At 49.3% G+C, this 14,018-nt stretch carries 13 protein-coding genes and 2 pseudogenes; 3 read left to right on the forward strand and 12 right to left on the reverse strand.

Features of this window, described 5'->3' with window-relative positions; translation table 11 throughout:
- Positions 1-20 precede the first annotated feature (20 nt).
- Positions 21-632, reverse strand: coding sequence for an IMPACT family protein (locus tag LU633_RS24675; protein WP_016192289.1), 612 nt, complete (start codon positions 630-632; stop codon positions 21-23).
- Positions 632-1,963 carry a Xaa-Pro dipeptidase gene (gene pepQ, locus LU633_RS24680; protein WP_016192290.1) on the reverse strand — a complete coding sequence of 444 codons (1,332 nt, stop codon included), beginning with the start codon at positions 1,961-1,963 and terminating at the stop codon, positions 632-634. The genes LU633_RS24675 and pepQ overlap by 1 nt, the downstream gene beginning before the upstream one ends.
- Before the next feature lie 177 nt (positions 1,964-2,140).
- Between pepQ and LU633_RS24685 the strand changes: the two are divergent.
- Both LU633_RS24685 and fadA read left to right on the forward strand, forming a co-directional pair.
- Positions 2,141-3,110, forward strand: a pseudogene (locus LU633_RS24685) (enoyl-CoA hydratase-related protein); the annotation flags it as partial.
- A gap of 19 nt (positions 3,111-3,129) precedes the next feature.
- Positions 3,130-3,457, forward strand: a pseudogene (fadA, locus tag LU633_RS24690) (acetyl-CoA C-acyltransferase); the annotation flags it as partial.
- Positions 3,458-3,543: 86 nt separating this feature from the next.
- On the opposite strand, the gene fre reads toward fadA, so the two are convergent.
- Positions 3,544-4,245: an NAD(P)H-flavin reductase gene (gene fre, locus LU633_RS24695; RefSeq protein WP_016192294.1), complete on the reverse strand. Its 702-nt coding sequence runs from the start codon at positions 4,243-4,245 to the stop codon at positions 3,544-3,546.
- A gap of 25 nt (positions 4,246-4,270) precedes the next feature.
- A complete protein-coding gene (ubiD, locus tag LU633_RS24700; protein WP_016192295.1) occupies positions 4,271-5,773 on the reverse strand; it encodes a 4-hydroxy-3-polyprenylbenzoate decarboxylase in 1,503 nt (500 codons plus the stop codon).
- A gap of 277 nt (positions 5,774-6,050) precedes the next feature.
- Here ubiD and rfaH point away from each other — a divergent pair, with 277 nt between their 5' ends.
- A complete protein-coding gene (gene rfaH / locus LU633_RS24705; protein ID WP_016192296.1) occupies positions 6,051-6,539 on the forward strand; it encodes a transcription/translation regulatory transformer protein RfaH in 489 nt (162 codons plus the stop codon).
- Between the two features lie 21 nt (positions 6,540-6,560).
- Here rfaH and tatD read toward each other — a convergent pair whose 3' ends face one another.
- The 8 genes from tatD to rmuC form a co-directional block, all read right to left on the reverse strand.
- A complete protein-coding gene (tatD, locus tag LU633_RS24710) occupies positions 6,561-7,355 on the reverse strand; it encodes a 3'-5' ssDNA/RNA exonuclease TatD (RefSeq protein ID WP_016192297.1) in 795 nt (264 codons plus the stop codon).
- Positions 7,356-7,429: 74 nt separating this feature from the next.
- A complete protein-coding gene (gene tatC, locus LU633_RS24715) occupies positions 7,430-8,188 on the reverse strand; it encodes a Sec-independent protein translocase subunit TatC (protein WP_016192298.1) in 759 nt (252 codons plus the stop codon).
- Between the two features lie 2 nt (positions 8,189-8,190).
- Complete coding sequence (gene tatB, locus LU633_RS24720; RefSeq protein ID WP_040465771.1) at positions 8,191-8,838, reverse strand: Sec-independent protein translocase protein TatB; 648 nt, start codon at positions 8,836-8,838, stop codon at positions 8,191-8,193.
- Between the two features lie 3 nt (positions 8,839-8,841).
- Positions 8,842-9,090, reverse strand: coding sequence for a twin-arginine translocase TatA/TatE family subunit (gene tatA / locus LU633_RS24725; protein WP_046372097.1), 249 nt, complete (start codon positions 9,088-9,090; stop codon positions 8,842-8,844).
- A 115-nt stretch (positions 9,091-9,205) separates the two neighbouring features.
- Positions 9,206-10,843, reverse strand: coding sequence for a ubiquinone biosynthesis regulatory protein kinase UbiB (gene ubiB, locus LU633_RS24730; protein WP_016192301.1), 1,638 nt, complete (start codon positions 10,841-10,843; stop codon positions 9,206-9,208).
- Positions 10,840-11,445 carry a ubiquinone biosynthesis protein UbiJ gene (gene ubiJ, locus LU633_RS24735; protein ID WP_016192302.1) on the reverse strand — a complete coding sequence of 202 codons (606 nt, stop codon included), beginning with the start codon at positions 11,443-11,445 and terminating at the stop codon, positions 10,840-10,842. The genes ubiB and ubiJ overlap by 4 nt, the downstream gene beginning before the upstream one ends.
- 12 nt (positions 11,446-11,457) lie before the next feature.
- Positions 11,458-12,213, reverse strand: a complete 756-nt coding sequence (gene ubiE / locus LU633_RS24740; RefSeq protein ID WP_016192303.1) for a bifunctional demethylmenaquinone methyltransferase/2-methoxy-6-polyprenyl-1,4-benzoquinol methylase UbiE — start codon at positions 12,211-12,213, stop codon at positions 11,458-11,460.
- Between the two features lie 78 nt (positions 12,214-12,291).
- Positions 12,292-13,794, reverse strand: a complete 1,503-nt coding sequence (rmuC, locus tag LU633_RS24745; RefSeq protein ID WP_016192304.1) for a DNA recombination protein RmuC — start codon at positions 13,792-13,794, stop codon at positions 12,292-12,294.
- Between the last annotated feature and the right edge of the window lie 224 nt (positions 13,795-14,018).

A 14,018-nucleotide genomic window follows, 5' to 3' on the forward strand; every position in this document is an offset into this window, starting at 1 on the left:
CTTTCCTGACAGTAAAAATGTTATTTGAGCGGGATAAGGTGAAGTGCCCCTCGGCTAAAGTCGGTGAGACTTTGCGTAAACCCGGCAACCTGCGCATAAGGCAAAGCCAGCTTAAGTGAAACGGCTTGCAGGAATTCGCTGTTAAGTAACTGCCCCTGGAATCGGTCAATCATTCTTTCAATCTCAGCGAGCTGGGAGTAATCACAACAAAGCGTAAAGGTCAGCATCGGCACCTTTTGCCGACGGAGCATGCCTTTCAGGGCTTGTTGTACGCCCCCACCATACGCTTTAACCAGCCCACCCGTTCCCAGTTGAATACCGCCATAGTAACGAATGACAACGGCAGTGATTTCGCCAATGTTGTTACCCATCAGTTGAGCAAGCATCGGTTTGCCTGCCGTGCCTGACGGTTCACCATCATCAGAAAAGCCCAGACGCTGCGAGTCCTCAGGAGAGCCTGCGACCCATGCCCAGCAATGATGCCTTGCTTGAAGATGTTCGCTTTTGATCTGCTGAACAAACGCGCGCGCGGCATCAACACCATCGGTATGTGCCAGGAGCGTAATGAAACGGCTTTTTTTGATTTCCTCACTGAAGCTGAATAGCGCCGCAGGAATGTCATAGGCGTCCATCACGCCAGTTTTACATCGCGCGTCATATTTTCCACGCCATGCGCATGCATCACCACGTTATCCTCAATGCGGATCCCCCCGTAAGGCTTCAGCGCGTCAATACGCATCCAGTCAAAATGCTGGCTAAATTTACCCGCACGCCAAGGCGCAAGCAGTGAATCGATAAAATAAAAGCCCGGTTCGATAGTCAACACCATTCGTGGTTCAAGTATGCGTGTACAACGCAGGTAGGGGTATTGCGCTGGTGCGGCCAGCTGCGTTCCAGATTCGTCCTGCATAAATCCTGCAACATCGTGTACCTGAAGTCCAAGAGGATGGCCCAGGCCATGCGGCATAAACGGGCCGGTCAGGTCTTCGGCGACCAGCGCCTCCTCACTCATTCCTTTAACTAACTGGTGTTTTAATAACAGCCCGGCAATACGTTGATGCATCTGCTGATGATAATCGGTGTAGCGCACACCCGTCTTAAGTGTAGCAATCAGTGCCTGCTCTTCTTTATTGAGATCGTTGATCAACTGCGCGTAATCGCTGCCATTATCAGCAGAATAAGTGCGTGTCAGGTCAGCCACATAGCCATTATATTCAGCTCCGGCATCAATGAGGAAACTGCGCCTTTTTTCCGGCGGCATCAGGTCAAGGTTGGTGTAATGCAACACCGCCGCATGTTCGTTTAGCGCAATAATATTTCCGTAAGGCACATCAGTATCGCGGTGGCCAGTCGCGCTGAGATAGGCATTGTTGATATCGAACTCGCTCAGGCCGGACAGAAACGCTTCCTTCGCCGCCCGATGCCCTATCGCTGCCGTTTTTTGTGCCTCACGCAGGCAATACAGCTCGTAGTCGGTCTTGTAAGAGCGCTGGTAATGCAAAAAATCCAGCGTTCCTTTCGGATTGATATGACGGGCTTTGATACCCAGTTGAGCCGCACGTTCGAAAACAGGACCAAGGTAAGCAACGTTATCACGAACGGAGGGCAACTGCTGGCCGATATCATCAGCATGCCTTAACGCCACTATATCTATTTCTTCCGTCCAGAAGCTGTGAGGCAATGGTTCGACGCGGTGCCAATAATCAACGGGCAACCAAAACCACAATTTGGGCTTATTAACGCCATCGACCCACAACCAGCAATTTGGTACCGAAGTCACAGGTACCCATGCTTTAAACTGTGGGTTAACTTTAAAAGGATAGATGTGATCGTCAAGGAAAACGGTCAGAAGTTCTCCAGAGTGGATTAGCAGAGCATCGAGCTGAAAGCGGGACAGAACCTCCTGCGCGCGGGTCTGTAGCGTTTTAATATGCCGCTGGTAGAGGGCGACCAACGATTCCATTACCTGTCTCCGTTAACACCAAATTAAGCGCATCTTATCACGACGCTGTCCTTTTGCCGCACCTGTGATCTTGTTTGCAAAGCATCAAATTTTGATTTGCAAATGATTAACATAAATTCCACACTTTTATTTATCTGGTATGACCAGATCCGATTGCCGAGACCTCAGGAGATAACCATGCTTTACCAAGGTGAAACACTTTCCCTGAACTGGCTGAACGGGGCATTGCTGAACTGGTATTTGATGCAAGCGGCCCGGTCAACAAGCTGGACACCCAAACTGTTGCAATTTCAATCCTTGAACAGCAGATAGAGTTAAAAGCACTGCTGATCGCTTCTCGTAAACCGACGTTTATCGTTGGTGCAGACATCACGGAATTTCTTTCATTATTTGCCGCTCCGCCGAAAAAGTGGCGCAAGCGCTGGCCTTTGCCAACAGTGTCTTTACTCGTCTTGAGGGTTTACCGGTTCCAACCCTGTCTGCAATCAATGGCTATGCTCTGGGTGGTGGCTGTGAATTCGTTATGACTACGGATTTCCGTATTGCCACGCCGGGCGCAAAGATTGGTTTACCCAAAACGAAGCTGGGTATAATACCCGGATTTGGTGGAACGGTGAAGATGCCACGTCTGCCTGGCGTAGGCAGTGCGCTGGAGATTATTGCCGCCGCTAAGGATGTCGACGCGGCAAAAGCGCTGGCAATCGGCCTGGTCGATGCCGTGTTCCCGGCCAAAAAACTGCGCGAAGCAGGCATCAATATCCCGCCTGAAGCCATTGATGGTAAGCAGGACTGGCGCACCCGACGCCAGCCAAAACTTCAGCCGCTAAAACTAAGTAAAACAGAAGTCGTCATGTGTTTTAACGTAGCAAAAAGCATGGTTTTACAAACAGCGGGCAAACATTATCCCGCGCCGCTCTCATCGCGGTAAGAAACGATTGAAGTTGTCGCTCATCTTTGTCGGAATGAGGCGCTCAGGCTGGAAACAGAGGCGTTTGTGCCACTGGCTCGTTCTGGTACAGCAAAGGCGCTGATCGGCATTTTCCTGAATGACCAAACGGTAAAATCCAAAGCCAAAAAACTTGCTCGCGAAGTAAAAACGCCACGCCAGGCTGCGGTTCTGGGAGCGGGTATCATGGGTGGGGCATTGCATATCGGTCAGCATGGGTATGGGATACGGCCCGGTGCCAGCGTCTAAACTGGCACTAAAAAGAGCCGGACTGAACGTCAGCGATATTGACCTGTTTGAACTGAATGAAGTCTTTGCAGCGCAGACGCTACCCTGTATTAAAGATCCTGGATTGCTGGAAAAACTTGATGAAAAGGTAAACCTGAATGGCGGAGCAATTGCGCTGGGTCATCCGTTGGGCTGTTCTGGCGCACGCATCAGCACCACGTTGTTAAATTTGCTGGAACAGCGGGATGTCAGGTTTGGTCTGGTGAGCATGGTGTATTGGTCTGGGTCAGGGGATTGCTGCCGTTTTTGAACGAGCCTGACCGGAGGGCAGCGGCTGTTCCTGTACTCCCCACCAGACAGAACGGCAACTGAATATTCAGGGACAGTAATCGCTGTCCCTGCAATCTCAGATAAAGGCGAAAGCGTCGCTGTACATCTGATCTTCTTTCGCACCACGTTCAGCACAAAAACGTTCGCGAGCAATTTTTGCCATTTCAAAACGTCCAGCAATGTAAATATCGTAACCCGCAAGGTCACCATAATCATTCATCACCGCCGTCAGCACGGTACCATTGCGCACCGGCCATTCGGGTTCAGGTTGTTCAACTACCGGGAAAATCTTCAAATTAGGATGTTTAACCGCCAGTGCGTTCAATTCTTCCAAATCATAAAGATGCTTCGGCTCACGCCCGCCCCAATAGAGCGCAATATCACAATGCGGCTGCTGCGATAGCGCGGTTAACAAAATAGAACGCGCGTAAGAAAAACCGGTACCGCCAGCGATAAGGATCAGTGGGCGGTCACTCTCTTCACGTAAGAAAGCATCACCGTGGGGAATATCCACGGTGATTTTGCGATCCTGTTGAATACGTTCCATCACTGCCATTGCGTACAAGTTTAGCTCTGAAGCACCAATATGCAGCTCAATGATATCCTTCTCCATCGGCGTGGAAGCCAGTGAAAACGGCCTTTTATCGTGCTCATCCATCACCACCATCAGATACTGACCGGCACGGAAGCTAAAATCAGCCTCCGGCACCATGCGCACCCGGTAAACAGTTTCGGTAATCGTCTCTACCGAGATCACTTTACAGCTTAACGTTGTCATGCGTTCCCTTTGTTGAGTCGAACATTTATTTGCCGGACGCAATGCTGCGTTTGGGCGTCTCACTTAAGATACTTAATTCATCCCAAATCGTATCGATTTTTGCCACCGTAGCAGGATCTTTTTGAATAGGTCGGCCCCATTCGCGCTGAGTTTCACCAAGCCATTTATTGGTGGCATCCAGACCCATCTTCGAACCAAGACCTGAAACCGGCGAGGCAAAATCGAGATAATCAATCGGGGTATTTTCCACCAACACGGTGTCCCTGACAGGATCCATACGGGTGGTTATAGCCCAGATAACATCGTTCCAGTCACGAGCGTTAACGTCATCATCGCAGACGATAACAAACTTGGTATACATAAATTGACGCAGGAAAGACCAGACGCCCATCATTACCCTTTTGGCATGACCAGCATATTGTTTTTTCATCGTCACCACGGCCAGGCGGTATGAGCAACCTTCTGGCGGCAGATAGAAATCGACAATTTCAGGAAACTGCTTTTGAAGGATAGGGACAAACACTTCATTCAGTGCCACCCCCAGAACCGCTGGCTCGTCCGGTGGACGACCTGTGTAGGTCGAATGATAAATTGCATCACGACGTTGGGTCATGTGTGTCACGGTAAATACTGGAAAGTTATCCACTTCATTATAGTAGCCGGTATGATCGCCATAGGGGCCTTCCGGGGCCATTTCACCGACTTCAATGTAACCTTCCAACACGATTTCAGCACTGGCCGGGACATCAAGATCGTTGGAAAGGCACTTCACCACTTCCGTTTTCGTGCCACGTAACAGCCCGGCAAAGGCGTATTCAGAAAGCGTATCCGGGACAGGCGTGACAGCACCGAGGATAGTTGCCGGATCGGCACCCAGCGCCACCGCAACAGGAAAACGGTCTCCAGGACGCTCTTGCGACCATTCCTGAAAATCCAGAGCGCCACCGCGGTGTGATAGCCAGCGCATAATAAGTTTATTTTTACCGATTAGCTGCTGACGATAGATACCCAGATTTTGCCGCTCCTTATTTGGCCCACGGGTTATCGTCAGCCCCCAAGTAATTAACGGTGCAGCATCGTCCGGCCAACATGTCATGATTGGTATTGTACGCAAATCAACCTCGTCACTCTGCCAGACTTGTTGCTGGCAAGGCGCATCGCGCAGACGTTTGGTTGGCATATTTAATACCTGCTTCCACTGCGGCATCTTCCCCATAAAATCGCGGAAACCGTGTGGTGGCTCTGGTTCTTTCAGAAAGGCAAGCAGGCGCCCCACATCACGCAGGGCTGAAACATCTTCCTGCCCCATGCCTAATGCCACCCGCTGCGGCGTGCCAAACAGGTTACAGAGGACAGGCATACTGTGTCCTTTGGGATTCTCAAACAACAGTGCAGGACCGCCAGACCGCAACGTGCGATCGGCGATTTCGGTCATCTCAAGATCGGGATCGATCTCCATGGTAATACGTTTTAATTCTCCCCGCTGTTCCAGCAGAGAAAGGAAGTCGCGTAAGCCGTGGTATTTCATGACTTCTCATTAGTACGGTAGTAAATCGGCCATTATAGGGAGGATCGGCATTGGATGCTTAATTTTTCGCGACATCCGGGATACGATCACACGCTTTTGGATAACAACCATCACCATTAATAGTTATTAATGCGCCCGCCAGACAGGCAAACGATTAATGATACATAATATTTTTGTTAGAAATCAGGCCCGAATTGCCCCTTCCGACTGGGATGAAACTATGACTCTTGTATCAATTTTGTTATTCTTATTACCCCTGAAATTGCAAAGTGACGTTATGGAATCCTGGTACTTACTTTATTGCAAACGCGGTCAGCTGCTTCGAGCTAAAGAACATCTTGAACGCCAGGCTGTGCATTGTCTCAGCCCAATGATTGCAATAGAGAAAATGGTGCGGGGCAAACGCACTATAGTGAATGAACCTCTGTTCCCAAACTACCTTTTTATTGAGTTTGATCCAGAAGCTATTCACACCACCACGATCAGTGCAACCAGAGGTGTGAGTCACTTTGTCCGTTTTGGTAGCATGCCTGCTATCGTTCCTGAAGACGTCATTGTTGCTTTGCAAACTGAGAGAACGGAGACGCTAACAGACCCAGACTTGCCGCAGCCCGGAGAACAGGTAATTATTACGGCGGGTGCGTTTGAAGGACTCAAGGCCATTTTCACTGAACCAGACGGCGAAGAACGCTCAATGCTGCTGCTCAAAATGCTCAACAAACAAATCGTGCGCAGCATGGACAACAAGCAATTTCAGAAACTCTGAATCTTCCCGCCTCCTGACTGATTACTCAGGCTGGTTAGCCAGCCTGAACAGCAACCGGGCGTTTTCATCACTCTGGCGCCCCAGCACAGCAGCATCCTCTTTGCGTAATTCAGCGACCTGTTCAACAATATGCGGTAGAAAACCGGGTTCATTACGACGTGAAGGGGGACGAGGCCGCAGGTCACGCGGGATCAAATAAGGTGCATCGGTTTCCAGCAGTAACCGCCCGGCCGGGATAAGCGGAACCAGTTCACGCAGTGGCTTCCCGCGGCGTTCATCACATATCCACCCGGTAATCCCAATCGATAAACCCAGGTCAAGACAGGCTTCCAGTTCAGTTTTTGTGCCGGTAAAACAGTGAATCACTGCACCAGAAAGCTTTGGCAACCACGGGGTAAGAATCTCAATGAAACGGTCGTGAGCCTCGCGGCAATGGAGAAACGCAGGTAAATTCAGTTCAGCTGCCAGCTCCAGCTGTGCATTAAAGGCATAGGCTTGCTGCTCAGGTTCAGAGACGTTTCGGTTGAAATCCAGCCCGCACTCACCTATCGCCACCACTTCAGGGCTTTCAGCCAGCCGTTTCAGAGTCGAAACCGTTTCGCCGGACCATTCGCTGGCATGATGGGGGTGTACACCTGCGGTTGACCAGCAATATCCGGGGCTTCGTGCCGCCAGACTTTGTGCTTGCTGGCTCTCCAGCGCGTTCGTTCCGGTGATAAGTAAACCTGTCACACCCGCTTGTTTTGCACGTTTAACGACCCAGTCGCGATCCTGCGCAAATTGTGTGCTGGTCAGGTTGACCCCTATATCAAACATAATCAGTTCCAGACAGTAACCGCACCCACGGGCGGTTATTTCACATCAACAGAATGGGGTGCTACAGGGCACTGCTATTCCATTCCAGATTCGTCCTTCCCATTGTCTTCCCGCCCTTTGCCAACGTAAAAGCGTGAGAAAAACACCCCCACCTCAAACAGGCAATACATCGGAATGGCTAACAACGTTTGAGAGAACACATCCGGTGGCGTGAGTAACATGCCCACCACAAAGGCCCCAACCAGAACATAAGGGCGCTTTTTCTTTAGTTCTTCCGGGGTAGTTATGCCCGTCCAGCACAGCAGAACAATGGCAACCGGAACCTCGAAAGAAACGCCGAAAGCCATGAACAACGTCATCACAAAATCGAGATATTTGTTAATATCAGTCGCTATCTGAACACCCTCGGGCGCAGTCTTGGCAAAAAAACTGAAAGCCAGTGGGAAAACAACAAAATAAGCGAACGCCATTCCCAGATAGAATAGGAAATAACTGGAAAATAGCAGTGGCATCACCAACCTGCGCTCATGACGATACAGGGCAGGCGCAACAAATGCCCAAATCTGATACAGGATGACCGGAACCGCAAGAAACACGGAAACGATCATCGTCAGTTTGACAGGGGTAAAGAAAGGTGATGCCACATCCGTTGCAATCATACTTGCTCCTGCGGGCATCTGACTGATCAAAGGGGAAGCAATAAGGCGGTAAATATCATTAGAGAAATAGGCAAGGCAAAGAAAAATAGCCACGACAGCAATAATGCAGTTAAGTAAACGCTTACGCAGTTCAATCAAATGACCGATCAGCGGTTGGGTATCTTCAACAGCCATGTTTAACCTTGCTCTTCTGATTGCGTGATGGAAGCAGGTGCACGACTGGACAGGATCGATGCTGCCGGGGGTTCTGTTGTCACTGTTGCAGCTGACGCATTAGCCTCAGTCGAACTGCTTGCCACCTTAGAAACATGAACGGCAGGCCCACTTTCACTGCCACCTTCTGAGGGTCTCACGGGCATGAAAGCAGCATCAACATCCTTGATCTCCGTTTGATTCTGACCGAGTCTTTGCACTGGCGCACTGGCATGGTGATCAGCTTCAGCTGGCGTAACCCCCGCATGAGAGTCAGCAGGATTTTTGACCAGCGAATTATGGATGGTATTCGCCTCATCATCGACTTTCTCATTCTCTCCAATATAGGAGCGCTTCATCGACTCTGCAGACTGCTTCAGCTCCTCCATGGAGGCCTTAAGCTCTGGCGTCAGGTTACGTTTACTCGCCTCTTCAACCTTTCTGAGACTTTCCTGCAGCTCCTGCAACTTTAGTTCCTGAGCAAGCTCATTCTGCACGTTAGCCACCAGCGATCGCATCGCACGCATCCATCCTAAAACAGTCCTGACCGCTACGGGTAAACGTTGTGGTCCTAACACCACAAGCCCAATCACAAATACCAGTAAAAGTTCGCTAAAGCCTATATCGAACACGGTTTATACCTTGTCATTTTTAACGTCTTCTTTCTTTGCCTCTGTCGGCTGCTTTTCAGTGAGCCTGGCATCGAAATCCGCATCATTGGCATGTTTTTTTTCCTTATCATCGTCATCGCTCATGGCTTTTTTAAAACCTTTGATAGAAGAACCGAGATCGGAACCCAGCGACCGTAACTTATTCGTACCAAAAAGAAGAACAACAATTACGGCAATAATTAATAATTGCCCGATACTAATACTACCGCCCATTTTTTACCTCTGATAATCAGTGCAATGCCAGTTTCATGTACTAAAAAACTCCGGCTGGCGATGAACGAAGACGCACCAATGAATTTTTGGCGACCCTTTCCTTTTTAAACGTCAATCAGACTATCTTGCGCCAACCCACAAGCCAGGTAACCAGGCCTGCGGCGATCATGGCCGCAGAAATAAGATCCCACTGAGGGCGGGTCAAAAGAATAGCAGTTCCACTCAGCAACAATGCTGCTCCTGCCCCAAACAGATAGCGCGATTGATGTTGCCTGACACGTTCTCCTTTCAAATCAGTGGCCAGCTTCTCGACGCTACGCTGCAAATATTTATGCTGACGGAGACTGTCATAAAACAGTTCTGGCAGCTCAGGCAGCTTTTCTGCCCAGAATGTCTCCTTTTCCTTGAGTGCACGTACGATTGCAGGGATGCCGATTTGATCCTTGATCCACTCCTCCAGAAAGGGCTTCGCAGTTTTCCACAAATCAAGTTGCGGATACAGCTGCCGACCAAGTCCCTCAACATACAATAATGTTTTCTGCAGGAGAACCAACTGTGGCTGAACTTCCATATTGAATCGACGAGCAGTGTTAAATAAGTTTAGCAATACATGTCCGAAAGATATTTCTGCCAACGGTTTTTCAAAAATCGGTTCACATACCGTACGGATAGCAAACTCGAAGTCTTCCACGTTGGTGTCTGGCGGCACCCAGCCCGAATCCACATGCAACTCTGCAACTTTACGATAGTCACGATTAAAGAAAGCAATAAAATTTTCAGCAAGGTAGCGCTTATCCCCTTTGTTCAGCGACCCCACGATGCCACAGTCAATGCCAATATATTGAGGATCTTCCGGGTGTTCGTAGCTCACGAAAATATTGCCAGGATGCATATCTGCATGAAAAAAACTGTCACGAAAAACCTGGGTGAAGAAAACCTGTACGCCACGTTCCGCTAGCAACTTCAAGTTGACCCCATGCTGTTCAAGCTGAACCACATCATTAACGGGAATACCGTAGATACGTTCCATAACCAGCATGGTTTCACTGCAGTAGTCAGAAAAAATTTCCGGTATATACAACATCTTATTGTTGTCAAAGTTGCGGCGAAGCTGGATAGCATTCGCCGCTTCACGTAACAGGTTTAGCTCGTCGATCAGGTTTTTTTCATAATCGGCAACCACTTCTCGTGGCCGTAAACGGCGGCTGTCAGGCAACAGTCTGGGAACCCAGCGCGCCATCCGTTTGATAAGCTTCATATCCGCTTTAATTACCGGCAAAATATCCGGGCGGATAACCTTAATGACCACCTGCTGGCCATTCTCTTTTAACGTGGCAGTATGCACCTGGGCGATAGACGCAGAAGCGAGCGGTGTAATAACGAAATCATCAAAATAATTCTCAATAGCGCATCCCAAAGACAGCTCAATCTGATGTTGGGCCTTGACGCCATCAAAAGGGGCAACGCGATCCTGCAGCAGAGCTAGTTGATCGGCAATCTGTGGTGGAAACAAATCGCGGCGGGTGGACATCATTTGACCAAGCTTGATCCAGACCGGTCCCAGCTGTTCCAGTGCTAACCGTAAACGTTCACCAAGGGGCTGCTTTTTGTGCCTGTTTGGCATCCAGAACAGGCATTTTCTCCATAGCCTGACTGGCAAAGTTAACCGCGTGATGGGGATCAGTTCATCAAGACCGTAGCTAAGAAAAATATGGATGATTAAATAGAAGCGACGCAATTCTCCAAAGGTCATTTTCCCTCCAGAGCACTAAGCCGACGCTGTAAAGTAGTCAATTCATCACTGACAATCTGCACTTCATCAGCAAACCAGGCCTGTTCCAGGGCACCGGGCGCGCCCCGCCACTCTTCGGTAAGCGACTCGCTGAGATAAGCCTGTTTACGTTTCAGGTCAGGCCGAATGAGCGCGATTGTCTGGCGGGCGAACTGGATAATGCCATGAGCTGCAATATCACCTGTCCATGGTGCGAGGTACTCCGCCGGGTCCAGTTCAGCGAGATCGATCAGTGCAGAAAACTGCTGTACAACCTGCAAATCACCCTCAACTTCCAGCTCGCCGCTGCGAATCAAACTGGTTAACTGCTGGCGATCCCGTAATTTATGCAAGGTACGCAATCCCAGTCTCACCCGGCAATCTGGCATATCATGCCATTCGCCCATCACGTCCAGCTGATTTTCACTAAAAATAAGCGTAACAGGCTGTGCCAGTTCAGCAAGTTCAATAACCAGGCTTTTCCCAGTAAGTCGCTGGCGCACCGATTTCAACCCACGATCGCGGTACAATACCTGATTCAGTGCTGTCTCCAGCCCAGCCATTAATAACGGCGTTAATGTCATGCGTTTTCCTGTTTAGAACTTGAATCCGCGGTGTAGCGCAACGATGCCACCGGTAAAGTTTGAATAAGTGATATTTTCAAACCCAACATCCGTCATCATTTGCTTCAGCGTGTCCTGATCCGGATGCATACGGATGGACTCTGCAAGATAGCGATAGCTTTCCGAATCTTTTGCTACCAGCTCACCAATACGGGGCAGGACGTGAAAAGAATAGGCATCATAGATCTTGCTAAGAGGAGCCAGTACGGGTTTGGAAAATTCCAGCACTAAAAGCCGTCCGCTAGGCTTTAACACGCGAAACATTGAGGCCAGCGCTTTATCTTTATCGGTAACATTGCGTAGACCAAAAGCAATGGTAATGCAGTCAAAATGGTTATCGGGAAAGGGTAATGCTTCGGCATTGGCCTGCACATAATTAATGTTGCCAATAATACCCTTATTACGAAGTTTTTCACGACCCACTTTCAACATTGAGCTATTGATGTCAGCGAGAACAACTTCACCGGTATCACCCACCAGACGTGAGAACTTCGCGGTGAGGTCCCCCGTCCCCCCTGCAAGATCAAGCACACGTTGCCCCCGGCGCACGCCACTGGCGTCGATAGTAAAACGCTTCCAGATACGATGGATACCAAAAGACATCAGGTCATTCATCAGATCGTATTTCGCCGCAACGGAATGGAAAACATCAGCCACCATTTCAGCCTTGTCGCTTTTCGCCACGGTGCGGTAGCCAAAATGGGTAGTATCCTTTGATTCATCTGCCATTTGTTTTACCTGCTCTGCAATCAATATTCGGTCAAGTGTATCAGAGTCCAGTAGGACAGGCACAGCCTTGCAGTTTATTCATTTGCAGCCATCTACACAGTCGGTACCTGCTGAAAAACCTGTGCCGTCATCCTCTTTAGCCTGTTCCGTAAGTCGGGGATTTATTGGGCGCTTTACTTCAACACCTAACTGGCGGAAGCTTTCAGCCTGAGAAATCATATTACCCCGCCCTTCTGCCAGCTTTCTCATTGCCTGACGGTAGCTCTCCTGAGCCTTATCCAAGCTTTGCCCGACCACAGACATATCATCAACAAATAGCCGCATTTTGTCATACAGCCGGGCTGCCCGATCAGCAATACGCTGTGCATGGTGGCTTTGATGTTCATAACGCCACAGATTGTTAATAGTGCGAAGTGCAACCAGTAAAGTCGTCGGACTAACCAACATAATGTTCTGGTTAAGTGCCTCACTAATCAACTCAGGTTCCCTGTCTATAGCCAGTAAAAAGGCAGGCTCCACAGGAATAAACATCAACACGTAATCCAGCGAACGTAAACCCGGTAATTGCTGATAATCTTTTCGACTGAGCACACGAAGGTGGTTACGGATAGCTGCAATGTGCTCACCAAGTGCTTTTTCTCGCACGCTATCCTCTTGCGCATTGAAATAACGCTCATAAGCGACCAACGTCATTTTTGCGTCGATAACGACATCCTTACTCTGAGGGAGGCGTACAATGACATCAGGCTGCATACGGCCATGTTGCTCTGGTTGCTCTAACTGAATGGTAACTTGCGTTTCATACTCATGTCCTTCACGCAAACCAGACGCCTCAAGTACTCTGCTCAACACAACCTCTCCCCAGTTCCCTTGCGTCTTATTATCACCTTTCAACGCTTTGGTGAGGTTTATAGCCTCCTGTGCCATTTGCGCATTCAATTGCTGCAAATTGCGGATTTCATGAGAAAGCGTATGACGTTCCCGCGCTTCCTGACCGAAACCCTCCTGAACCTGACGGCAAAATCCTTCCAGTTGCTCCCGTAGAGGTGCAATCAATCCGTTGAGGCTTTGTCGGTTTTGCTCGTCAACCCGCCGCCCACTGTTTTCGAAAATACGATGAGCGAGGTTTTCAAATTGCGCATTGAGGCGCTGTTCGCTGTTGGTCAACAGACGTTGTTTTTCGTCTGCAGCCATGCGCGTCTCTTCAAGACGAATGGTGGCTTCACGAAGCTCTGCTTCCTGTATGCTGTTGATTTCCAACTGATGACGCAGTTCACGTGTCAACTGTTCGGCCTCTTTACGCCAGTGATCCAGATGAACCAGTTTTTCCTGAGCAACAGAAAGTGAAGCGTAAAGCTGGCGCAGCTCTAACTCGTTCTGCTTCTGTTGTAGCTGTGAAGCTTCGAGTTGTTGCATCAGCCTGTCGCGCACCTGACTCAGCTGTTGGGTCGCTTGCTGTAACAACTGCTGTTCTGTTTCCTGCCGTGCGGCGCGTTGCTGGCCTCTGAACCAGGCGATAAGCCATCCCACCAGCAGGCCAATTAAACTGAAACAGACACCATAAATGATTGTTGCATCCACACTGTTTTCCTCCTCAGTGTCTGAACTACGGAAAGGTAGAGCGATACTGTATAGATGTCCAGATAAAATCACGATAAAACATAGTGGCAAAGGAATTACATCTTAAAATGCGAGGTGCAATCAGAATTAAGAAGAATGAGCGCAAATTGACGGGATAATTCTTTTCGTCTCTGACAATATGAAGCTCTGTGAGTCAATCGATAACATTAAAGTGAGTTATCTCT

Source organism: Erwinia tracheiphila (genome assembly GCF_021365465.1).
GTDB classification, from domain to species: domain Bacteria; phylum Pseudomonadota; class Gammaproteobacteria; order Enterobacterales; family Enterobacteriaceae; genus Erwinia; species Erwinia tracheiphila.